The sequence below is a fragment of the Anaerobiospirillum sp. NML120449 genome (assembly GCF_023051105.1).
Lineage (GTDB): Bacteria > Pseudomonadota > Gammaproteobacteria > Enterobacterales > Succinivibrionaceae > Anaerobiospirillum.
Map to the genome: position 1 here is coordinate 1 of NZ_JALKIL010000058.1, position 23,474 is coordinate 23,474.

General features: G+C 50.6%; 12 protein-coding genes and 1 pseudogene. 6 read left to right on the forward strand and 7 right to left on the reverse strand.

All coding sequences use genetic code 11. The annotated features are described in order from the left end of the window. Positions 1-526: 526 nt before the first annotated feature. Entirely contained in the window at positions 527-1,969 is a 1,443-nt protein-coding gene (locus tag MXE41_RS11970; protein ID WP_247100652.1) for an MATE family efflux transporter, read from the reverse strand. A 1,269-nt stretch (positions 1,970-3,238) separates the two neighbouring features. Further along, a complete protein-coding gene (metG, locus tag MXE41_RS11975; protein WP_247100655.1) occupies positions 3,239-5,323 on the reverse strand; it encodes a methionine--tRNA ligase in 2,085 nt (694 codons plus the stop codon). Between the two features lie 899 nt (positions 5,324-6,222). On the opposite strand from metG, the gene MXE41_RS11980 reads away from it, so the two are divergent. Further along, positions 6,223-7,020, forward strand: coding sequence for an ADP-ribosylglycohydrolase family protein (locus MXE41_RS11980; RefSeq protein WP_247100657.1), 798 nt, complete (start codon positions 6,223-6,225; stop codon positions 7,018-7,020). 608 nt (positions 7,021-7,628) lie between these two features. Here MXE41_RS11980 and glnA read toward each other — a convergent pair. The 3 genes from glnA to MXE41_RS11995 form a co-directional block, all read right to left on the reverse strand. Then, on the reverse strand, positions 7,629-9,041 hold the full coding sequence (gene glnA, locus MXE41_RS11985; RefSeq protein ID WP_247100658.1) for a type I glutamate--ammonia ligase: 1,413 nt from the start codon (positions 9,039-9,041) through the stop codon (positions 7,629-7,631). Between the two features lie 1,725 nt (positions 9,042-10,766). Further along, complete coding sequence (locus MXE41_RS11990; protein WP_247100660.1) at positions 10,767-11,897, reverse strand: DMT family transporter; 1,131 nt, start codon at positions 11,895-11,897, stop codon at positions 10,767-10,769. A gap of 1,075 nt (positions 11,898-12,972) precedes the next feature. Continuing rightward, positions 12,973-13,473 carry a hypothetical protein gene (locus MXE41_RS11995; protein WP_246978926.1) on the reverse strand — a complete coding sequence of 167 codons (501 nt, stop codon included), beginning with the start codon at positions 13,471-13,473 and terminating at the stop codon, positions 12,973-12,975. Between the two features lie 226 nt (positions 13,474-13,699). On the opposite strand from MXE41_RS11995, the gene MXE41_RS12000 reads away from it, so the two are divergent. Both MXE41_RS12000 and MXE41_RS13125 read left to right on the forward strand, forming a co-directional pair. After that, positions 13,700-13,981 (forward strand): hypothetical protein, encoded by a 282-nt coding sequence (locus MXE41_RS12000; RefSeq protein WP_247100662.1) that lies wholly within the window; start codon positions 13,700-13,702, stop codon positions 13,979-13,981. 1,579 nt (positions 13,982-15,560) lie between these two features. Continuing rightward, the gene (locus MXE41_RS13125; protein ID WP_281503606.1) at positions 15,561-15,692 is read left to right on the forward strand and encodes a hypothetical protein; all 132 of its coding nucleotides are present in this window, start codon (positions 15,561-15,563) and stop codon (positions 15,690-15,692) included. A 369-nt stretch (positions 15,693-16,061) separates the two neighbouring features. Here the strand turns inward: MXE41_RS13125 and MXE41_RS12005 are convergent, their stop codons facing one another. Together MXE41_RS12005 and rnt are read right to left on the reverse strand one after the other, a co-directional pair. Further along, positions 16,062-16,634 (reverse strand): superoxide dismutase, encoded by a 573-nt coding sequence (locus MXE41_RS12005; protein ID WP_246978924.1) that lies wholly within the window; start codon positions 16,632-16,634, stop codon positions 16,062-16,064. 1,015 nt (positions 16,635-17,649) lie between these two features. Next, entirely contained in the window at positions 17,650-18,303 is a 654-nt protein-coding gene (gene rnt / locus MXE41_RS12010; protein ID WP_246978923.1) for a ribonuclease T, read from the reverse strand. Positions 18,304-20,268: 1,965 nt separating this feature from the next. Here rnt and MXE41_RS12015 point away from each other — a divergent pair. The 3 genes and pseudogenes from MXE41_RS12015 to fucI form a co-directional block, all read left to right on the forward strand. Beyond that, positions 20,269-20,703 (forward strand): RbsD/FucU domain-containing protein, encoded by a 435-nt coding sequence (locus MXE41_RS12015; protein WP_246978922.1) that lies wholly within the window; start codon positions 20,269-20,271, stop codon positions 20,701-20,703. A 226-nt stretch (positions 20,704-20,929) separates the two neighbouring features. Beyond that, entirely contained in the window at positions 20,930-22,078 is a 1,149-nt protein-coding gene (gene fucO, locus MXE41_RS12020) for a lactaldehyde reductase (protein ID WP_246978921.1), read from the forward strand. Positions 22,079-22,884: 806 nt separating this feature from the next. Beyond that, positions 22,885-23,474: pseudogene (gene fucI / locus MXE41_RS12025) on the forward strand (L-fucose isomerase); the annotation flags it as partial.

Genomic DNA, 23,474 nt, shown 5'->3' on the forward strand with positions numbered 1-23,474 from the left:
AGTAATGACTGACTCCATAATCACTACAGGTAGCTTTTAGAGGAGAAATGGCAGTAAAGGCTTATTTACGGCATTTGTCTTTAAGGAACAGTGGGATATTCATAGGGAGGTTTAGGGTATAACGTTCGGTGGGGGTAGGCTGCTACATAATTCTATGAATTTTGGCCTCAAAAATGACGTAGTGTCATAAAATTGCAAAATTAACGTTATACCTGTACATATGCGATGTTTTGTATGCTTTTAGGCATGGGCATTGGCATGGGCATGGGGATGAAGATGGGCATGGGGATGAAGATGGGCATGGGGATGGGGATGGGCATAGGCATGGGGATGAGCACAGGCATGAGGATGGGAATGAGCAAAGGGCGGGGCGCTTTTAATTGTATGGGGTTAAAAAGAGGGGCCCGGCACTGAGGTGTCGGGCCCTTTAATCTGAGCAGCAGTGAGATCGATGTTTTTTCGGTTATCGCTCACTGCTCTGAGGGATTTGGCTGGTATGACCAGGTTCTGGTCTTAATTTAGCAAGTCAGGGAGCTGCGCCTGCGGAGGCTGGGGATTGTGGAGAGGCCTCAGCGGCGGCTATTTTGGACTTGATGTCGCGCCAGTGGTGCAGTACTCGAATACGGTAGAGTATCGAGGCGGACAGAAGTCCGGCCAGCAGGCCAATCCAGAAACCGCGTGGTCCGGTCAGTCCCTCTTCAAAGAAGAGCTCAGCGCCAGGCAAAATCAGATAGCCGTAGCACAGAGTATATCCAAGAGGCAGAGCCACACAGTAGAAAGCAATAACAGTGACCAGAAGAATGCTTGCTGTGTCCTTAAAGCCTCTGAGTATGAATGCCTGAATGGTCTGTATGCCCTCAAAAGACTGGTTAACTGCAGCAAAGAGCATCAGGGTAGAGGCCAGAGCCAGTACCTGAGGATCCTTACTGAACAGTGCTGGCAGGGCTTCTGAACCAAAGAACAGAATGGCTACGCTTACCACAATGGAAAAGAGCATGGAGGCGTAGGAGGCCTGGATGTTATGGCGCAGGGTGGTAAGGCTGTTTCGGCCAATGGCATAGCCCACCATGATGGAAGAGGCAATACCAAGAGACAGAGGGATGTTGAATACAAAGTTGGTCAGCGACATGGTAATGGTATGGGCTGAAACTTCCATTGGTCCAAGCGGGCTTAACAACAGGGCAATCAGCGTAAAGCATGAGCACTCAACTGATGATGAAATTCCAAGTGGCAGAGAGAGCTTCAGAAAGCTCTTGAGACGATCAAGGGAAATGCTGTCACGGTTTTTCAACCAGCTGTGATTCTTAAGCTGAGGATGCAGCATCACATAGGAATAAATTATGACTGTCGAGATCGCCATGGAAACCAGACTGGCTGCGCCACAGCCGGCACCGCCAAGCTCAGGCATGCCGAACTTGCCAAAGATAAAAACATAATTCAGCGGGACATTGAGCACTACAGCCAGAGTACCAAAATAGAAAGTTGCTCTGGTATTACCCATAGCTTCGCAGTAGGCTCTGGCATTAACTGTAAGAGCCAGCAGCGGCATGGTAAAGGCTATGTAGATAACATATTCCTTGGCAATGTCCTCCATACGCTGATCGGCATCCATGTCTATGGCAAAGAAAGACAGGCCCAGCAGCAGTACCATAAGCAGGGCGGCCACTATAATGCAGGCCAGTACTGAATGAATATGCTCAGCAGGAATCTTTTCACGTGTATTGGCGCCGCAATGACGGGAAATGACAGGATGCAGGGCTGAAATCATGCCAATGATAAAGGTCATGGCAGGGAAGAAAAATGATCCGCCAACAGCCACACCGGCCTGGTCAGGAGTGCCGGCCATACCGGCCATCATAATGTCGGTAATGCCCAGAAGAGCATAGGCAAAATTGCCAAGAATAATAGGAAAGGCCAGCTTGAACAGAACAATAAGCTGGGAGGTGACACTTTCAGGAGCTGTTCTCACAAAAAATCCTCTTTGAGTTAAGCAGCTGCGGCATAAAAAGTCAGTTCCTTTCCTTTGAGATGTCATCGTTCTATCTGATGCTCTGTACTGCTAAAGCCATGATTAGCACGCACGGTGCGGAGCCTGCCATGCTTTGGCAGTATTGCAGGTCATGATCAGACATAAGCTTAATGAGCTCACAGCAAGGCATCACAACGCCCAACAGGTAACTGTGCTTTGGGCGCAGCAATACTCTTGCTTATGGCATCAGCTGAGCGCTGCTGGCTTTGAGAATGGCAGCGGTGTTTTATGGCGCCTGCACTGTGGACCAGACCTGTGTGCCTGACCTGTGGTCAGGTGCAGGGACACGCGGGCATGGTGTCCTATTGTCAGGTGTGCTGGTGCTGTGGATGGAGGCTGCAGTAATAGAGCACTTGGGTGATGTAAGACACAGAGCACTGGTAATGCTCAGGCAGCCTTGCGGCCAGCTTGCTGGGACAGCAGCTGTGAGGAGCTCAGGCACAATATGCAGCTGCCAGTCATGCACGTACAAAGTCATGGCAGGCTGACAGGGGCATTTGATAAGCAGTGACGAGCCTGAAAACAGGCTGGAGACAGGAAAGGCACTGAGAAAAAAGGACAGTGCAAAAACTTTTTTATAAGCTGGCCGTTTGCGCCTTTTCCAGTCGCAATAAAGCCATAAAAATGCGAGTTGTGATCATACTATATTTGGCTCTGAGGTAGTACAGCATTATCAGTAGCTGCTTTGGTACTGTGCATTCATGAACTGAGGCCGGTTTATTGCTGATTGCCGTGGCGTGCAGGCTTTTGTGGCTTGAGTATAGCCCGGCTTTAGTGCCTTGAGGATCTCCATGCTTTAGTGCCTTGAGGATCTCCAGGCTTGTGGTGTTTGATTGCAAGGATCAGTGGCAGGCTCAGAGCTCGCGATCAGGCGTTTTGTTGATGACTCTGGTATCTGGATGGCCAAGAGGGGCAGGCTGGCGGGGAGGTGACTGGCGTGTTTCCTGGTCTGTTTTGCTGGTGCCAGGGCGTGGAATGTGTCGGCTCAGTGGGAGGCAACAAAAAGCCCCGTCTTATCTGATAAGACGGGGCTTTGGGCCCCTGTTTCAGGGCCAGCACAGGGAAGTCAGCTCCTGCAGGCTTTATGCAGCTGTATCGGCATTAGCAGATGCAGCTTGTGCTGATGATGGGGCTGTGAGCACCATGTGCGCTGTTGCGCTGAGGTAGCTGACCCTTGCGGTTGAGGCGCGCAATGCGACGGGACTGCTTTTAGTGGACGCGGTCGCCGTTGCGGGCACCGGCATCAGGGGAGAGCAGGAAGATGTCCTCACCGCCTGGGCCTGCGGCCATTACCATGCCCTGAGAGAGGCCGAACTTCATCTGACGGGCCTTGAGGTTGGCCACAACAATGACCTGACGTCCAATCAGGGCCTCGGCATCCTTGTAGGCAGACTTGATGCCGGCAAAGACCTGACGCTGCTCAAAGCCAAGGTCAAGCTCAAGACGTAGCAGTTTCTTGGCACCCTCAACCTGCTCGGCCTTGATAATAGTGGCTACACGCAGATCAATCCTGGCAAAGTCATCAATAGTGATTTCACTTTCCAGTGGCTCGTACTCAGGGGTACCTTCTGCAGCGCCGTGATCAGGGGTGCGGCCAGCGTGCCCCTTTTCGGCACCGCTTGCAGGAGCTGAAGCGGCAGCAGCCATGTCCTGCTTGCTCTCTTCAATCATGGCCTCGATGTTCTTAGGATCGATACGGGTGAACATAGGGCTGAACTTGTTGATGGTGTGGTCAAGCAGAGGAGTAGCGGCATCGGCAAAGAGCAGCTGGGAGTTTAAGAACTCCTGGGCCTTGCCATAGATCTCAGGCAGTACCGGGCTCAGGTAGGTAATAATGGCCTTGAAAGCATTGAGGCCGTCGGTGCAGACGCGCTGCAGGCGATCATCCTGACCTTCTTCCTTGGCAATTACCCATGGGGCTTCACGATCGATATAGCGGTTGGCCTCGTCAGCAAGAGACATGATGGCACGCAGAGCGTCAGCATAGTTGCGTGAGGCATAGCCCTTATTGACGTCCTCGGCAATAGCACCGAGCTTGCCCATGAGCTCGTTATCCCATGGAGTGGCAGCCAGACGGCCGTCAAAACGCTTGGTAATGAAGCCGGCGCAGCGTGAGGCGAGGTTTACAATCTTGCCTACGATGTCAGAGTTAATCTTGGCCTGGAAGTCATCTAGGGAGAGGTCGATATCAACGGCATCCTCGGTGAGCTTGGAGGCAAAGTAGTAACGCAGGCACTCAGGCTTAAGGTGCTTGAGATAGGTGCTGGCCTGAATAAAGGTGCCCTTGGACTTGGACATCTTGGTGCCATTTACTGTTACATAGCCATGGACGTGAATGCCGGTAGGCAGACGCAGACCTGCACCCTTGAGGGTAGCTGGCCAGAACAGAGAGTGGAAGTACAGAATGTCCTTGCCAATGAAGTGGTAGAGCTCCTTGTCGGAGTCAGCCTTGAAGAAGGCATCAAAATCTACGCCCTCACGGTCACAGAAGTTCTTGAATGAGGCCATATAGCCAATAGGGGCGTCCAGCCATACATAGAAGTACTTGTTTTCGGCATCAGGAATCTGGAAGCCAAAGTAAGGAGCGTCACGGGAGATGTCCCACTCTTTGAGGCCCTGAGAGAACCATTCATCGAGCTTGTTGGCCATTGACTGGCTGATAACGCCTGACTTTTTGACGAAATCCTGAAGGAAGGAGTCAAACTTAGGCAGGTCAAAGAAGTAGTGTACAGACTCCTTTAACACTGGACGGGCACCGGAAATGGTGGAGTAGGCGTCCTTGAGATCAGTTGGGTCATAGGTGGCAGAGCAGACTTCGCAGTTGTCGCCATACTGATCAGCAGCACCGCAGCGTGGGCAGGTGCCCTTGACGAAGCGGTCTGGCAGGAACATGTTCTTTTCAGGATCGAAAAGCTGGGAAATAGTATGGGTGCTGATATAGCCGCCGTCACGCAGCTTCTTGTAGATCTCGGTAGAGAATGCCTGGTTTTCAGGAGAGTGTGTACGGTAGTAGTTATCGTAGGAGATAAAGAAACCGTCAAAGTCGGCCTTATGGCTTACACCTACCTCAGTGATGAGCTCCTCAGGGGTAATGCCCATATTGTTGGCTTTAATCATGACCGGGGTGCCATGACAGTCATCGGCACATACGTAGAAGACCTGATTGCCCACAGCACGGTGGTAGCGGACAAAGATGTCTGACTGGATGTGCTCTAACATGTGACCCAGATGGATAGGGCCATTGGCATATGGGAGTGCTGAGGTAACCAGCATGGAACGTGGTGTTGTTGTCATAAGTTTTTAAAGCTGCGCATTGCCTGATGAGGGCCGGAAATTCTGAGCGGGCCTTACTATGCTCACTGCAAAACCATGTTTTGTGTATCCACTGCTATCTGCCTTTAAATAAAGATCACATTATCTCCTGCCGCTGTGTAACTGGTGGTCATTCTGTAAGCAGACATGGCACAGCCAGTACAGGTCCAGTATCGGACCTTATTGCGGTGGGAATATGCAGAGGATCAAATCATACGTTTCGTAGCGCCAGTCTTTCCAGGAAACCTGATGATAGCTCCTGCGCTTTGCTCTCCTGTTGAGTTAATCAATAGGACTGATACCGGTGGCAACAGCAGCAACCGGTCAGGCACATGTACTATGATATCCCGAAGATATTCATAACTGGTTAACTGAGCCCTAGTCCAGGGGCATATTATAACCGTCAGTCCCCTGTTAAGGCCATAAATAACAAATCCGCACCGCTCACGGGCAGGAAATTGCTCCCGGCTGCCGCTCATACCGGCACAGAGTATATACTGACAGGCACAGTGGCACTGCCTTGCAGACTGTTGTTCAAACCTTACTGGCGGCCTGGTATTCCCCATTCGGTAGCGGAGCATAACTTACAGGCAAAGAGCAATCCTTGCAGACAGCACTGCTATCCTTACAGCCGTGGGGCAACCATTACAGACATTGGGCATACCATTAGCGACACCTGGTCAGTCCTTACAGGCATGGGGCAGACCATTAGCTGCATCAGGACAGTCATTACAGGCATGGGGCAGACCATTAGCTGCATCAGGACAGTCATTACAGGCAGTGGAGTATCCCTTACTGGCAGTGAGCTGTTGCCTTTTAGTAAAGTCGCAGGTCTTTGCAGGCAAATGGATATCAGGGTGTAGATAACATAGGAGGTTCAGATGATAGGCGCGATTATTGGCGATATTGTCGGCTCTCGTTTTGAGTTTAATAATCACAGGTCCAAAGACTTTGAGCTCTTTTCTGATAAGTGCTTTTTTACTGATGACACCATAATGTCGCTGGCTGTATGTCATGCACTGATGCACAGCTCCTCTGACAGGTCAGATCTGCCTGCTGTATGTGTGAGCTCCATGCAGACAATTGGACGTCCTTATCCTAACTGTGGTTATGGTGGCCGTTTCCATGGATGGATCTACTCTGACCACCCTGAGCCTTATAACAGCTTTGGCAATGGTTCAGCCATGCGTGTGGGAGGTTGCGGCTGGGTGGGAAACAGCATAGATGAAGTAAGGCAGCTGTCTCATGCCGTAACTGCAGTTACCCACAATCATCCTGAGGGCCTTAAGGGTGCGGAGGCTACCGCTGTAGCCATTTATCTGGCCCGTACCGGATCAGATATCCAGCAGATCCGCTCTTACATCACCGAGCACTACTACAAGATTGATTTCACCATTGACGGCATACGTGACACCTACATGTTCAATGAAACCTGTCAGGACACTGTGCCTCAGGCCCTGCAGGCTTTCTTTGAGTCACGTGACTTTGAAGATGCGCTGCGTATTGCCATCTCAACAGGTGGTGACAGTGATACTCTGGCTGCCATTACCTGCTCAGTTGCCGAGGCTTATTATGGTGTGCCGCAGAGCATACGTAAGAGCGCTGAGTCATATCTTGATAAGCCTATGATGAAGCTGTTGCGTGACTTCGAGAGTAAATGGCCGGGCAAGGAAGCCTGATAAAGCTCCACCATTGCAGCTGCCCCAGCATCAGAGCTCTGCCTCAGCATCAGTAGCTGGTTCACTTGTGTGCGATCTGATCTGTGCTCAATGGCTCTTCATAAAGCTGCATGGCATTGCATGATAGCGCTGCAGCTGTCTGTTAGCGGAGGTGCGCTGTACGGCCATGGTATGCATTGCATTGCATGGCAGTGCGGCGAGACTGGCCTGGCATGGGATGTGATGGGATGGATGTATATCGTGCTGTCTTTTGACAGTATTTATATAATATTTTAGCAAGTGTCTGTGCAGGGGCGTTCCGGTGCTTTTCTGGAGCGCCCTTTTGTTTTGAGCGCGTGGTGTTGTTTGCCTCTTCAGCACTGCGTAGCGTGTCGTGGTGGGGCGTGGTGTAGCGAAGCGTAGCGTGGCATGACATGACATGCATGGTTTGCTTTAATGGCCTGGGTGTATTGCAAAATATTATGGAAAGTATGCAGGCAGATGGCAAAGAAAAAGGCGCCGGTCCTTGCAGGACAGGCGCCTTGATCAGATCCCCGCCAGGAGGATCTGAGCAGGGGCCGGGCCGACAGCAGCCTCAGGCTGCTGCGACCGGGACAGGAAATAGGACTTTAGATGCTGTAGTAGAGCTGGAACTCGGTTGGGTGTGGAGTATCACGAACCAGTGAACACTCTTTTTCCTTAAGCTCGATGTAGGAGTTTAAGGCGTCCTCAGTAAATACGCCGCCGGCAAGAAGGTACTCGTGGTCTTCCTTCAGGGCCTGCAGAGCCTCGGACAGGGAGTCAGCAACCTGTGGAATGCCGGTTAACTCCTCTGGTGGAAGGTCATAGAGGTTCTTGTCGAGAGGATCACCCGGCTCGATGCGGTTGATGATGCCGTCAAGACCGGCCATTAACAGAGCGGCAAAAGCCAGGTATGGATTGGCCAGACCGTCAGGGAAGCGGATCTCGATGTGAGCGGTCTTTGGATTTACGGCGTGTGGAATACGGATAGCTGCAGAGCGGTTGGCAGCGGAGTAAGCCAGTAATACCGGAGCTTCAAAGTGAGGAACCAGACGCTTGTAGGAGTTGGTAGAAGCGTTGGTGAAGGCATTTAAGGACTTGGCATGCTTGATAATGCCGCCGATGAACCATAAGGCTTCCTGAGACAGACCGCCGTAGAGGTTGCCGGCAAAGATGTTCTGACCGTCACGTACGATGGACATGTGGCAGTGCATACCGGAACCGGCCTCGCCCTTCATTGGCTTAGGCATGAAGGTAACGGTCTTGTTGAAGCGGTTGGCAACGTTATGAACTACATACTTGTAGTTCATAACTTCGTCAGCCTTCTTGGTCAGGGTATTGTACTTGGTGGCAATTTCGTTCTGACCGGCGGTGCCTACCTCATGGTGGTGGGCCTCAGGCTCGATGCCGAACTTCTTTAACTGCTCACACATCTCAGTACGGATATCCTGAGAGGAGTCTACTGGAGGAACAGGGAAGTAGCCGCCCTGAACCATTGGACGGTGGCCGAGGTTTGGACGGGATTCAAAGATCTTGCCTGAGTTCCAGGCAGCTTCATAGTCCTCAATCTCGTACATGCAGCCGGACATGTCATTCTTGAAGCGGATGGAGTCAAACATGTAGAACTCCAGCTCAGGACCTACCAGGGCGTCATCACCAATGCCCTCGGAGCGCAGGAAGTTCTCGGCACGACGGGCAATGGAGCGTGGGTCCTTCTCGTAGCCGCCCAGAGTCTGAGGGTCGAGAATGTCACAGCGGATGATCAGGGTAGGAACATCAAAGAAAGGATCGAGATAAACCTTGTCCTCAATTGGCATTAAGAGCATGTCGGACTTGTTGATGGTGCACCAGCCTGGCATGGAGGAACCGTCAAACAGCTTGCCATCGGAGAAGAACGACTCAGTGATCAGGTGAATTGGTAAGGTGATGTGCTGCTCTTTACCCTTGGTGTTGGTAAATCTTAAGTCAGCATACTTAACATTGTGCTCGTCAATGAGTGTCTTAATCTCATCAAAAGTCATGACAATAGTGCTCCACAGTATTGTGCAAATGCCCCTGCAATTGCAGATAAAAAGGTGCCGTCACTGATTACAGGCAAAGGCCAAAGGTTACAGGCAAAGGCCAAATGTCTTTTGCTGCCTGTAAGTCCATATGGTTACGGCCGGCCTGCAGCGGCTTCCTGAAAGCGCCGCGCGACGGAGAAACTGTGCCCGGTACTGCAGCGCATGCATGCTGCAGCCCTGTATGAGGCTGGACCTCGAGGGTCATTGCTGACAGATGTCAGAAGCGGCCTGTCTTGTGGTGGCCGGTTTAATACTTACTTATTGTTTGTGCATCTGGCGGGATTTTAACTGCATTGCCCGCAATACTGTGCACCAGGACCGCATATCCTGCTATGCGGTTATTAAGTGAAGTGATTTCAATGCATTAATATCGGTTTTGAAATCACTTTCAGCTGTAACAGATGCCCTTTGGCATCTGCCGGGATTATCTCCCGGGTTTAAGTTTCTGCCTTAGAGCAGAACAGATTGAAAAAAGACTTACCGTGGTGTGCTTTGATTATCTGACAGAAATGGCTTAAATATCAGACGCAGGCGCAGAGTAGATATACCTTGTTCAGGCTGCATCACCAGCAGGTAAAAGATTCTACATTATAACCTATATTGGTGTTTTCCGTTGACAAAATGTGATCTCGCGCACTTTTTACTCATAAATTCTGAGCACTGTTTTGCCTTGCTCAATAAAGGGTTAAAAGTGCAGACATTTTGGCCAGCAAAAGGCTAAAACAGGGTATTTATGCAGCAGTTCAAAAATTCATAAGACACCTGCGGATCACGTACTCAGCTGTCCTTGAGCTCCCACTGCGACTGATGGTTCAGGTGATAACATTTATCTTTCTTAAATAAATCATGTAAACCATGACAATCAATGGTCGCAGCAGCCGAACTGCAGATCAGAATCTGATGGGCTTTGCAGCCCTGATACGGAGCCTTAATCCGGGTATGCTTATGCATCAGCCTGTCAGACATAGCCTTGATCTGGGCATGCTCCTGCAACAGCTGGTGGACAGCACCAGATGGATGGGCCCAGTTCGTTTGCATAGCGCATAGCCATGAGCACAACGCCCCGTCAAGATGACATGATGGCATGTAAGCCAGGCATCAGCACAAGACATAGCGGTCAGCACTGGCCTGCATAAGGAAGTATCCATTAGACAGACCATGGGACCCGGAGGACAGAGCTGGCAGCAGCCCCTGAGATATAGCTTTCCATGATGTGGTCAGGGCTGACATCTGTCCGCGCTTTTTGCCTTTGCGAGGCATGCGCATGCCCAAGAGCCTCGCTCAATCCCACAACTTGTCAGGGTATGGCTGTTGCCATTGCCATGGCCAGGTGTGGCAGGGCAGCCGGGAGGCCCGTGCTGGCGCTAAGGATAAACCAAAATTGCTGAGGCTTTGGTCCTTGCACCTTGCTGCGTCGCATTTGCTCCACAAGTACTCAGAGATGCCCAAATACGGGCCTGTGCAGATAAAACAAAAGGCTGGCAGCCAAAGTCTGCTCAGCCCTTAATGATCAATATTACTGACAGTCATTGATGGCAGCAGGAAGGCCGGGTTATGGCCATAATTGCGCGGACTGCCATGTGACTTTCTGGAATGCCAGTGCGTGCCTCACATGCAAGCCTTACCGGAGCCGTCATAGCTGGCCGGTGGATGCCGCGTGCAGCAGCGTGCTGGCACAGAGCCTTACTGACGGCTCTGCCTGGCGCTGTCTGCAGCTGTGGCTGCAGCTGGAGCTGTGGCAATGGCAGTCTGCTCTGCCTGCAGGTCCTGTGAGCTCAACTGGCTGTCGCGGTCGCTGCTGTCCTCTTTGCTGATTAGGCTGCTGCCGTTTTTGTTCTTGCCGGAGATGCGGCCAAAGAGAGCAGCCAGCGTAGCAAAGTTCAGCTGGGCTACGATTACGGCGGCCAGAATCATCAGGCAGCCAATTCCCTCCTTGATGGTCAGGCTTTCATTGAGAATAAGAACGCCAAAGACCACGGCCATTACTGACTCAAGTGAGAGGATCAGAGTGGCGATGGTTGGGTGCATGCCGCGCTGACCGACCACCTGCAGAGTATAGGCAACACCGTTGCTCATGACGCCGGACCACAGCAGTGCCAGTGAGGCAGCCCAGACATCTTCCCAGGCAAAGACGTCTCCATCTACTACTATCATGAGAATAAGAGCAATAAATGAGGCTGCAAAGAACTGACCGCAAGACAGATAGACGGCATCACACTTCTTGATGAAGTGGTCAATGGTCAGAATGTGAAAGGTAAAGACAAAGGCACAGGTGAGGATCAGCAGGTCTCCCTGTTCAATGGTGAAGCTGTCCTTGATGCACAGCAGGTACAGGCCGACCAGAGACAGCACTACGCCGGTGACAATACTGGCATTGAGTTTCTTGCCAATAAACAGGCCTACCAGAGGTACAAAGATAATGTACATGGATGTCAGGAAGCCTGCCTTGCCTGCATCTGTGGTAACCAGACCAAACTGCTGGAATGACTCACCGCCTACGAGAAACAGACCACATACCCATGAGCCTGTAAAGAGGTCCTTGCGGGTATAGGTTGATGGATGAGGGGCCACATGGTCAGGAATACGGCTGTCATCTCCCGCCTGACTCTGGTCCTGGTGATCGGCTGCTGTACGGTCAGCACGACTTTTGATCCAGAATACAATTGGCAGAAGCACTATGGCGCCAATCAGAGTACGGAAGAAGGTGTAGGTAAAAGGAGTGACATGATCCATGCCAATGGACTGAGCTACAAAGCCTGAACCCCAGATGGTGGCGGTCAGGAAAAGCAGGAATGACTGCCGAAGCTGAAACATAGCGCTACCTGTACTGATAAAAGCAAAACCCGGGTTTTCAACCAGGCCATGCCGGGATCCGTCCCTGAACAGTTGACCAGCCAGCCGCATCTGAAAGCAGCGGCACATGGCGGTCTGTCATCCTTGTTGACTGCATCGATACAGGGCCTTTCTTACTGCCATGCTTGCTGCATGTATGCAGACTGGTATGTACGCAGGCAGGCATGTATACAGGCATGCCAGCATGCCCGTAATGCAATGGCCCCTATACACATGGTCATGTATGGCCATAGTCAGACTTATGCAGCAGACGCTGTTTGCAGGGATTGATGGGAATTGGGATGTTAAGGCGGGAGTTGACGTTTGGCCTGCCATAAGCCTCTGTACTGTCTGTACTCATACAGGGCATAGCCTGACAGGCCTGAAAGAGCAAGCGCGGCCAGCTCTCAGGCCGTTGTGTCCGCAAAATTGGGCCCATTATAGCCCCAATATAGATAATGCCCCAAAATAGTCAGAAAACAGACTTTGCTTTGTGTTATTTGCACATATATGGTGAGAAATGGTCGTCGATAATGCTCTTAAATCAACAGGGATATTGATAAATATCATGTTTATAAGGTCATGTGATTGTGTCACGATGCCAGAGCGTGGTGCAGTCACATAACGCTTTTAATCTCAATGCATTGGATACAGGTCAAATTTCTCAGGGCATCGCTCAGAGCCAAAAGAGCAGCTCAGCAGGCAGGCATGAAGGCAGGCTGGCAGGCAGGAAGTAAGGCTGGCTGGACGGTGCGCTCAGCTACGCAGTGCTGAAGTGAGGTGGTAAGATGCTGGAGGGCTGGTACTGGCGGAGCCTGTGCAATGTCATCATAGTAGCAGCAGACTGCATGGTAGGGGAGGGCCAGGAAGGGGATGGAGAACCATTGGCCCTGGAGCGGGAATGGGATGGATCTCCTGGGGGAGCGGCATGGCAGAGTTGCAGGATGGGAATGGATCGCCTTTGGCTCTGGCGTGTCGGGAGTGGGCATCTGGCTTGCCTGCAGCAGGGCTTTTGGGAGGGCTTGCTAAGCCTTGCTGCAGTGTATGGAAGGTTCAATCAGATGATTGGGGTGTACTCGATAGCACGGATAGAGGTGGAAAACAGGCTCTGATTTACCTGTCCCCAGAGGTAGTAGTTAACGTCGCTTAATGGAGCGGCGGCATTGTTGGTCTTGCTCAGGTCAACATCAATGAGATCGCCATTGGCATCCTTGAACTGATAGGAGACCTTTTTGTTATCTACAGTTGCTACAAAATAGCCTTCAAGTACCACGTAGTCATCGGTACGGGCATTGTGCAGCACGCCATGAACGGTATTTGGCTGAGTTTCATCAAGACCAAAGCCCTTTGGAGCAGAGCGCTGGCCGGAGTTTTGGCCAAAGCCCTGTGGGGCTGCAGTGGTAGTGTTCATGGTTACAAAAGCGCATACCAGCAGAACCAGCATGAAAATGCCTGGTGCAATATAGCGAATAAAACCTGTTGTAAAGAATGAGCGCAGCGGACCTTTACGGTCTCCGCCGTACAGCTCTTTATATTGATTGGCCTGTTCTCTGATCATGGTTAAGCCCTCTCCTTGAAATTCTTTCTTTTCTCGTTATCAGGCACCGGTCAAAAGTGACGCTCTGTGATCCCGCTGCTGTGCCATGGTGGCTTTAGAGCTGGTACAGCTGAGGAGCCGTTCAGTAATCTGCAGGGATCAAAACTGGTGTGCCTTCATCAGCTGGCCGGGCAGCTGAAGAAACAAAGTGACGCCCTTGCGGGTATGCAGCTCTGAGCACTGCATTATGAAGCAACAATCCTCGGAACAATTAAGCCATGTTGAGGATCAGGCCATCACTGCAAAGGAGAGTAAATCTGCTGTGCATGTACAAACGGTGATGGCGGCCCGCAGGCGATATAAAGTTAATCGTTTATTTGTTGATTCATTCCCAAATAACTCTCGGCTGCTGCTGAGGCTGCTGCCGCCGGTCAGGCTTATGTATGACTGCATATGGGGGCGGTCTAACCTTGGGAATTTAAAGATACTGAAGATACAGACTGATCTGCTCATAACCTGGAACCCCTGACATGCAGGGAGAAGACAAAGTGCTTTTCATTTGTTGTTACACAATGGGATGAAATAAACCAACACTGTGGAGCAACGGTATGGCAGATATAAAACTGGCGACACCTGGGTAAGTGTCTGTGAGAAATTATACGCCCTTACTATTTTGCATAAACCCCTGAAAGAACGGATTAGCTCTTGTTTATCTATGGAGGTTTTGCTTTTTAGAGCAAGATCACACTGATCGCCTCATAAAGGTGTGAAAAGGCTTACCCAACTGGTACTGTTTGCGGCAATATGCACAAATATCGCACTTTTCGGAAAATTTGCACTAAAATTGTACATTGTTTCTGTATTTAGTGACATATATAAATGTTGTATCAAGTGATGTTGCATTGCCGCCCTATGTATACCGGTAACATAGGGAAAAATGCAAAAGCACAACACAAATATGACTCTCTTAGATAATACGCCCGCAGACCTGGACAGAAGACAGATACACAAAAATCCCTTATTTGCAGGGAATTTGTGCAACGAACTGCGCAATATTCCGGATAAAGTTCAATTTTCAGTTATGAAAATTTGTAACAACAAACGTTTGCGGATGCACGCTGATTACCTGTGATTTCAGTCTGGCCGGGCTGCCGCGAAAAATGTCATAAGACAAAATCAAAACAGCTAAATCGGGAGTGAGGCTCGAGATCGGGCTTTAGATGGCCTAAATTTCTGGATCGTTCATTTTATGATTCAGTGCACGAGGCGCATGTTCCGCTCAAAATATGACCATTAATTGAGGTTAAGCCGAGGGGCGAACATATGCTCAGACCGGGAGGATCGGCTAAAAGTTTTTCGAACTGGGCAGCGGTAATCAGTCATGCATACTGCTAAAGAACTGTGTTTTTACGCCATCAGCTGAAATTTCATTCACAGACATCTGGCTTATTTGCCATCATTTTCAGAACTCTCAACTGCTTACATACAAATTGTTAATAAAATGAAAATTTGAAGTGAGAATTATGTATCAGTTTCACATGCAGGATCATGATTCTATGTATTACATACACTGTGTATGTAGACGATCATGCACTTTTCAAAAAATAATAATTCTGTGGAAAATAGCTGAATCGGCCTTGTAAAAACTGTGTCAGGGAGGGCTGTAAGCTTGATTTTTCAAGCAGTAACCCCACATGCAGGTCAGATGAGTAAGGCAGATGCAGTAGCCATAGGCCGTAGTCATAAGCCACAGGTAAAGGACGCAGCAACTCAATGAACCAGGAGCAGGTCGCAGGCACTGCCACGATTAGAGGCGTATTCACGGGCAAAGGTACAGCAGCGACAAATGGCACAGCATGACACATGCATGGCATGGCAAGTTGTGCAGGCAGCAGCTCAGCTTAATAACAGAGCCTGGTACATTGATAAAGCTTTAAATCCGGGCAAGGTCCCACAGCATTCCCTTTACCTTACGACAGGGCGCTGGCCCGTCATACCTTGCAAGGCACGCAGCACTTTTTAGGATCTGGGCAGAGCGGCTGACCATGAGAACATCTGCTCTGGGCTCATGACCGATGGCGCTGTGATGACCAGGGAGCACGGTGATCATGACCGGAGGGGGCAAAGTTCATGACCTTGCGCTCAGTAATCATGACAAGGAAGAGCTCAAAGCTCATGGCCAGGGGGAACAGGGCTTTGAGTCTGGTGAGCAGGTAGCTGATATGGCAATGTTCCGGTGATGGTATGAGCTGCTTTGGCTCGAGGCGAGGAGTAAGGCTTTGAACTTGAAGACAGTCGTGTCTGGTTTATTGTGCGGGGGAGCTGTCCTGGTCGGAAGTCGGGATGTTGGAAGAAAGTGACGGGGGAGTGGGCTGTTAGTGGAGATGGGATGGGATGGGATGGGATGGGATGGGGGAGGCTGGCCTGTCTGTTTTTCAGGCAATGAAAAAGCTCCTGCCCTGGTACAGCCCCCTTGCGAGGGATATTTCCTGGTCAAAAGACCTGCCGGATTAGCCGGCAGGTCTTAAGCGGGGCCTTACGGCCCCGGGCATGCAAAAGCGGAAATCTGTACTTGGAGCAGGAGCTCTCTGGCTTAAAGAGCCTGGGGATTACTGAACCTGAGAGGCTACGAAGTCCCAGTTTACGTGGGCCAGGAAGTCCTTTAAGTAGTCAGCGCGGCGGTTCTGGTAGTCGAGGTAGTAGGCGTGCTCCCATACGTCAACAACCAGGATTGGGGTGAAGCCTTCAACGAGTGGGTTGGCAGCGCCGGTGGTGTTCATGATCTTGAGCTTGTTAGGGCCAGTCTGAACTAACCAGGTCCAGCCGGAACCGAAGTTGGCAACGGCGGAGGCAGCAAACTTCTGCTTGAAATCCTCTAAGGAGTCAAAGTTGGCATTGATGAGCTCGAGCACCTTGCCCTCTGGGTCCTTGCTCTCACCGGTAATGCACTTGAAGTAGAAATCGTGGTTCCAGGACTGAGCGGCGTTGTTGAACAGTGGGCCGTCGGAGGTCTTCATGATTTCCTCGAGGCTCTTGCCCTCGTAAGCGGAACCGGCAACCAGCTTGTTGGTGGTGTCGATGTATGCCTGGAAGTGCTTGTCGTGGTGGAAGTTTAAGGTGTTCTCAGAGATGAAACCTAAAGAGTTCTTCTCATATGGAAGAGCGGAAATTTCAAAAGCCATTGTGTATGCTCCTGGTTAAAACTGATGTGCTTTTAAGCTTAGGACTTTAGCAACTGTTAAACAAGTCTGTAACGATCTTTTCTTATCTGATGATCGTATTTTCTCAAAAGATTAATAAGTCACTTTAATAATTCCCAGGGCCGCTGTAAAGCCATTTGTACAATTATCCGGACAGACTGTATTGCTTTTCATTAATGGTGCATGAGACTGAAAATGTGCAGTTCATAGCTGCATCAAATGACACAGAAATCTGAATTTTTCCTCATGACAGAAACTGCCCCCGCCCTTTCTGAAACAGAGCAGCACATGGTCCATGTAAACTGACTTGCCGCCATGAGTCCAAGGTAAACAGGGGCGTGCTGTGCAGAGCGCAAAGGTGAGCATGGGAGTGCTGTGCAGAGCGCAAAGGTGAGCATGGGAGTGCTGTGCAGAGCGCAAAGGTGAGCATGGGAGTGCTGTGCAGAGCGCAAAGGTGAACGTGCGCGTGGTGTGTTTAGGCAAAGGCGCTGGACTGGTGCAGACAGTTGCATATTAATCAGGTTACCTGAGAATGGGGTTTGCAGCGTCTTAGTTATGCATGATTATGGGCCATATGACGTTCCGAAGCTTCGGCTATGATCCATGAGCAATGTCCGGGCATGAGTCATTCCGGTGCCCGAGTAATGTTGGGACCTGAGTAATGCAGGTGGCTAAGACATGCTGGTGAATAAGTCGTGCTTGTTCCTGAGTAATGCAGGAGGGCCTTGTTATGAGCTTCTTGCTTTGACGGGCCTTGAGCTTGCCGTGGTCTGGTTATGATCCTGGTGCTCTGACTTGATCAGTGGTGAGTAACAGGGGATGTGACGATTGTATGCAGTGCGGCAGGTGCTGCCAGGGGCAGTTCGCTGGTGGGAATGTGGAACGTGGTGCTTTGTGGGTGTCTTTGAGACGGGAGGTATGGAGGGAGATTTTGATGGGGATTTGGAGGGGATTTGAAGGGTCTTCCGCCCGTCGCGGATGGACGGGCGTAACTAAATCAGCCTGGAAGGCCGGCGAACTTGGTAAAGCGGTTGTACATGGCGCAGAACAGTTCGCATTCTTTTTCAGTGTCGTATACGGCACTGTGAGCATGCTCCTCATTAAAGGAAATGCCGGCGCTGTGACAGGCACGGGACAGAACTGTCTGACCAAGTACCAGAGCACCAAGAGATGCAGTGTCAATCACGGAAAAAGGATGGAAAGGATTGCGCTTGTAGTTTACACGGTTTGCTACAGCATTAATGAAGCTCAGATCAAAAGCTCCATTGTGACCAACCAGAATTGCCTTGGTGCACTCCTGGGCCTTTACCTCTTTGGCAATGGTCTTGAGCAGGGGCTTGATGGCATCAGCTTCATCTACCAGGTTGCGGCTTTCGTCATACGGGTCGATACCAAGAAAGTCGATATTTACCTGGACAATATTGGCGCCCTCGAAAGGACGGATATTGACGCTGTACTGATCCTTTGGGGCCAGACGTCCTTTGTTGTCTATCTGCAGAGTCATCATGCAGACTTCAAGAAGAGCGTCGGTGGCAGGATTGAAGCCTCCTGTTTCCACGTCCACCACTACAGGCAGGAAAGTTCTGAAACGATCTCTGATTTTGTACGGTGGATTGGAGAAAGGAGGATTGATAACTTTAGTCTCAATCATGTCTTATTCACATCGGGGCCGGACGCGCCTTGCCTTGTGGCAGGATTTGCGCCGGTGCGCTCCAGATTAGGGGAAGGATATGCCTAATCATTACTGACGGCTGAAAGTCAGGGTAACGTTTACAGCATACGGCAGGCTGCTGAATTGAATCAGCAGGTACTGATAATGACCTGATTATCAGATCATCCGGTAATTTTAACATACGGTTCGGGCCCCGCATATGCCCCGGCAGAGCTGTGTCTCTTGCATACCTTAATAGCATTACAAAAAAGCCTGTGTATGGCTGTGCCACACCATTCACACGCCCGTCCATGCTCGTTCGCCCTTGTATTGCCTTGCCTTGCCTTGCCTTGCGTGGCATGGACCCGTCCTGGATGTGCGCCCGGCCTGCACGCCTGCATTCAGTCATGACATGCTGCTTTTCAAATTGATCTGCATGTTTCTCAGCCTGGAGGACTGTGCTGCAGTCGTTATATCCTGCCTGTCCAGCCGCTGCTCTGCCTGGGCTTTACAGGTGTTTGCTTACTGTGGCCGCCTGATTAGTCAAGGCGTGTATTCAGAGCTGCTGGTGAGGCCTGACAAATGCTGGTGGTTGGGCCGGTATTTGTGGTCCTGGTTTGTGATGAATCGTTTAGAAAGTGTAAGCGCACTGGCATGGGAAAGGGCACTGGAACAGGCACTGGCATGGGAAAGGGCACTGGAACAGGCACTGGCACAGGTAAGGGCACTGGAACAGGCACTGGCACAGGTAAGGGCACAGGTAAGGGCACAGACACGTGTCCCGGTATGGGAAAGGGCACTGGATCAGGCAAGGGTACAGACAAGTGTTCCGGCATCGGGAAGCGTGTGGGCCAGGGCATGCGCAAGGGCATAGCGATGATTGTGGAGGGCTGGATCCAGGGATGACGGGAGCTGACGGAATTTGCTTGTTAAGCAGTTATCCTTTATTTACGGGGTTTTAGCTGGGTGTGGCTGGGGCGGGGAGTATGTGCAAAGGTATGATTTGCAGGTTTACGACAGGAAAATGCGGGATTTTGGTTTTTATCTGTGCTTTGATGATTATCTGTACACATGCGGGTAAAAAAATTACCAAAAGCACGCACGACATTTCAATTGCTGAGTGGGGCAAGGTTAATATCGTGAAATTTTTCTCCATCGATATGTCTGCTGCACTTAAGCTGTAACTATGCTTGATGGAATGACATGAAAGGGGTAGCAAAGTTTCCTGTGAAAAAAATTTTTTGCCGGAAATCAAATGCAGGTCACTTTTTCATCAAAAGTTGGAAATATTAATAAATTACCAAAACTGCGTTGGATCCCGGGCTTGATATAGCTTTTAGCGCTAATAAATTACCAAAATATCGGACATAACATTAAAATCCGTAAAAATTTACCTTTTTATACAAAAAAATTACCATTTTTCGCCCGCGTTATGACTAAGAATAGCAGTAGTTGCAGAACAGTCGCAGCCCTTAAAGAGGGATGTCGGATCCAGGATGCAGCATAACGCAGCAGGATACTGATTCTTTGTGCAGCCGGTCTGTTGCCGGCAAGAGGTGTTAAGCACTGGCAGCCACAAAGAGTACGTGACAGTTCGGAGGGATACCGGACAGAGCGTTGCAGTAGACATTAATGTTGCAGGCTGTAAAAGCCCATGCCTCATCAGCTTGCGCAGCCATGCGCCATCAGGACGGTTCATCTGGATTACAGGGGGCACTGCACAAATCACATGATTCAAAGCCTTACAGACAGGCTGACTTCAGGCGGGGGATAGGCCTGAAACACAGATAAAAACATGTGATGCAGTATTGAGACTGATTTTCTGTACATGTTCCATCACCGGCAGACCACTCAGACATGGCGCTGAGAAGAAAGAGCGTAAATGAGCGCCCTGACATTAAGGTACAGTCTTTCACTTTTTACTGATCTGTGCCGGGTATGCCGTAACAACCAGGGGTAATTAGCATGCTTAAGAATGTTCCAGCCATCATTTCTCCAGACCTTTTAAAGATTCTCTGCGAGATGGGTCACTCTGATCGTATTGTTATTGCTGATGGCAACTTCCCAAGTGAGTCCATGGGGGCTGACTGCTATGTCATCCGTGCCGATGGCCATGGTGTTGTTGAGATTCTGGACGCTATCTTACAGCTCTTCCCGCTGGACACCTATTGCGACAAGCCAGTCTCCCTTATGCAGGTTGTTCCTGGCGATCCTGTTAAGACCCCAATCTGGGATGAGTACAAGGAAGTAGTTGCAAAGCATGATCCACGCGGAGCTGACTGCTTTACCAATATTGAACGCTTTGCCTTCTATGAGGAAGCCAAAAAGGCCTACTGCATTATTGCCACCTCTGAAAAGGCTCTCTACGCCAACATCATGTTACAGAAAGGCGTAGTCTGATTTGGATTCGGGAACGCCTGATCCTTTCGGACAGTAATGTTCCTGGACCGGAGCGCCGCTCAGGCGGCGCCCCTTGCAGCATAAGCTGCAGGCTGCGGGATGGCCTTAAATCCCTATGACACACAGTTTTTACAGAACATCCTCTCACCACCCACCACTTTAGGGTCTCCTCCGAGGCATAAGGCGATGAGCGAGCGCAGAGGTCAGGACTTTGCAGGAAAGAACCATGGCTAATCGTATCGTACTCAACAAGATCTCCTATCACGGCAAGGGCGCCATTGAGTCTATTGTTCACGAAGTTACCAGACATGCTTTTAAGAAGGCTTTTGTCTGCTCTGACCCTGATCTCATCAAGTTCAACGTAACCTCTAAAGTTACCAGCCTGCTTGATGAGGCTAATCTGGCCTATGAGGTCTATTCCGATATCAAGCCTAACCCAACCATTGAGAATGTTCAGCACGGTGTTGAGGCTTTCAAGAAGTCCGGCGCTGACTACATCATCGCCATTGGCGGCGGCTCCTCAATGGATACTGCCAAGGCCATCGGCATCATCATCAACAACCCGGAGTTTTCTGACGTAGTTTCACTCGAGGGTGTAGCTGACACCAGAAATGAAGCTGTGCCTTGCATTGCTGTTCCTACCACAGCCGGTACCGCAGCTGAGGTAACCATTAACTACGTAATTACCGATCCTGCCAAGGAGCGCAAGTTCGTATGTGTTGACCCTCATGACATGCCAATGATCGCCGTCGTTGACCCTGACATGATGTCATCAATGCCTAAGGGCCTGACTGCAGCTACCGGTATGGATGCTCTGACCCACGCCATCGAGGGCCTGATTACCAGGGCCGGCTGGGAAATGACCGACATGTTCCACATCAAGGCCATTGAGCTGATTGCAAAGCATCTGCGCGGTGCTGTGGATAACACTCCTGAGGGCCGTGAGGGCATGGCTCTGGCTCAGTATGTTGCCGGTATGGGCTTCTCCAATGTTGGTCTGGGTATTGTTCACTCAATGGCTCACCCATTAGGCGCTCTTTATGACACCCCACACGGTGTTGCCAACGCCATTATTCTTCCAACCGTAATGAAGTACAACGCTGACTTCACCGGTGACAAGTATCTGCACATTGCCCGTGCTTTCGGTGTTGCTGGTGCTGACTCCATGAGCCAGGAAGAATACCGCAAGGCTGCTGTTGACGCTGTAGCTCAGCTGTCAAAGGATGTCGGTATTCCTCAGGACCTCAAGAACATTGTCAAGGAAGAAGATCTCGACTTCCTGGCCAGGTCTGCCTTTGCTGACGTATGTACCGGTGGCAACCCACGTGACACCTCAGTTGAAGACATCAAGGAACTCTACAAGTCTTTACTGTAGTCTCAAGGCGGCATGGCTGTGACCTGCCATAAAGCTGCAGCATCTGCGGCAACTGCCGCAGCAACTGTTGCAGCGCCAGCTGCGGAAACTGCCGCAGCACTGGCTCCAGCACCTGCTGGAGCACAGGTACCTCTAACCAGGTCCTTGTCTTAGTTAATATGCAGGAAAATCATTATTTCCTGTTTTACCAAGTGCCAGGCTTTGTGCCTGGCATGATGCACGATGCAGTCATAAGGTCTGTATGGTGCAGCCTTCAGGGCCGGAAGCCCGAAGGCATCCCTGCTGGCACTGTGAGTAATCTATATTGTTTTACAAAGCAGTTTACTCAGGAGTGAGGTCCTGATGCCAAAAGGTTTCGTCCTGCAGTTAAATGCAGCGGCGCTGCGCTGTTTCGCGGTGCGCTGTATTTGCTCTGTGCAGCACCAGGCTGCAGAGCAATAACCTGTGGGGCTCGCTTTCAGGCCTGAGCTTTTGGCCATGGTCGGGAAAGCCAGGTTTCATTTTGCACCATCTGCCATATCTCAGGTTAGGCTCAGTGCTGTTGCGATTTTGAGAGGCATTCATGCCTGAGAGCATGCAGAGGCACTGCAGTGACATTGCAGCTTACTGCAGTGTTTTGTACTGCAGGGATTATGCAGTGCCTCGCACTGCATATGGATGCAGATGGTTATCAGTTTTCTGTTCAAAGCCTGTGTTGAGGCTGTACTCAAATGATTGTCGCTGTCAGGAGATGGCTGCCGGATTACCGGGGCTTCGTACTGGCAAGGAGTACAGAGTTAGCAGGTGAATTAATCAGGAGTTACATCATGTCCCATCCTAAGATTGGTATTCGTCCTACTATCGATGGCCGTCGTGGCCCACTGAAGGTTCGTGAGTCTCTCGAAGAGCAGACCATGAACATGGCAAAGAGCGCTGCCGATCTGCTGCGTTCCAACCTCAAGTATGCTGACGGTACTCCAGTTGAGGTGATTATCGCTGATACCACTATCGGCCGTGTTCCTGAAGCTGCTGCCTGCGCCGAGAAGTTCCGCCGTGAGGGTGTTGATGTAACCCTGACTGTTACCCCATGCTGGTGCTACGGCTCCGAGACCATGGACATGGACAAGCACACCATCAAGGGTGTCTGGGGCTTTAACGGTACTGAGCGTCCAGGCGCTGTTTACCTTGCCGCTGTTCTGGCCGGTCACGCCCAGAAGGGTCTGCCTGCTTTTGGTATCTACGGTCACGAAGTTCAGGACGCCGATGACACCTCCATTCCTGAGGATGTAAAGGAAAAGATTCTGCGCTTTGGCCGCGCCGCCATTGCTGCCGCTCAGATGCGCGGCAAGAGCTACCTGCAGATTGGTTCTATCTGCATGGGTATTGCCGGCTCCATCATCGACTCCAACTTCATCGA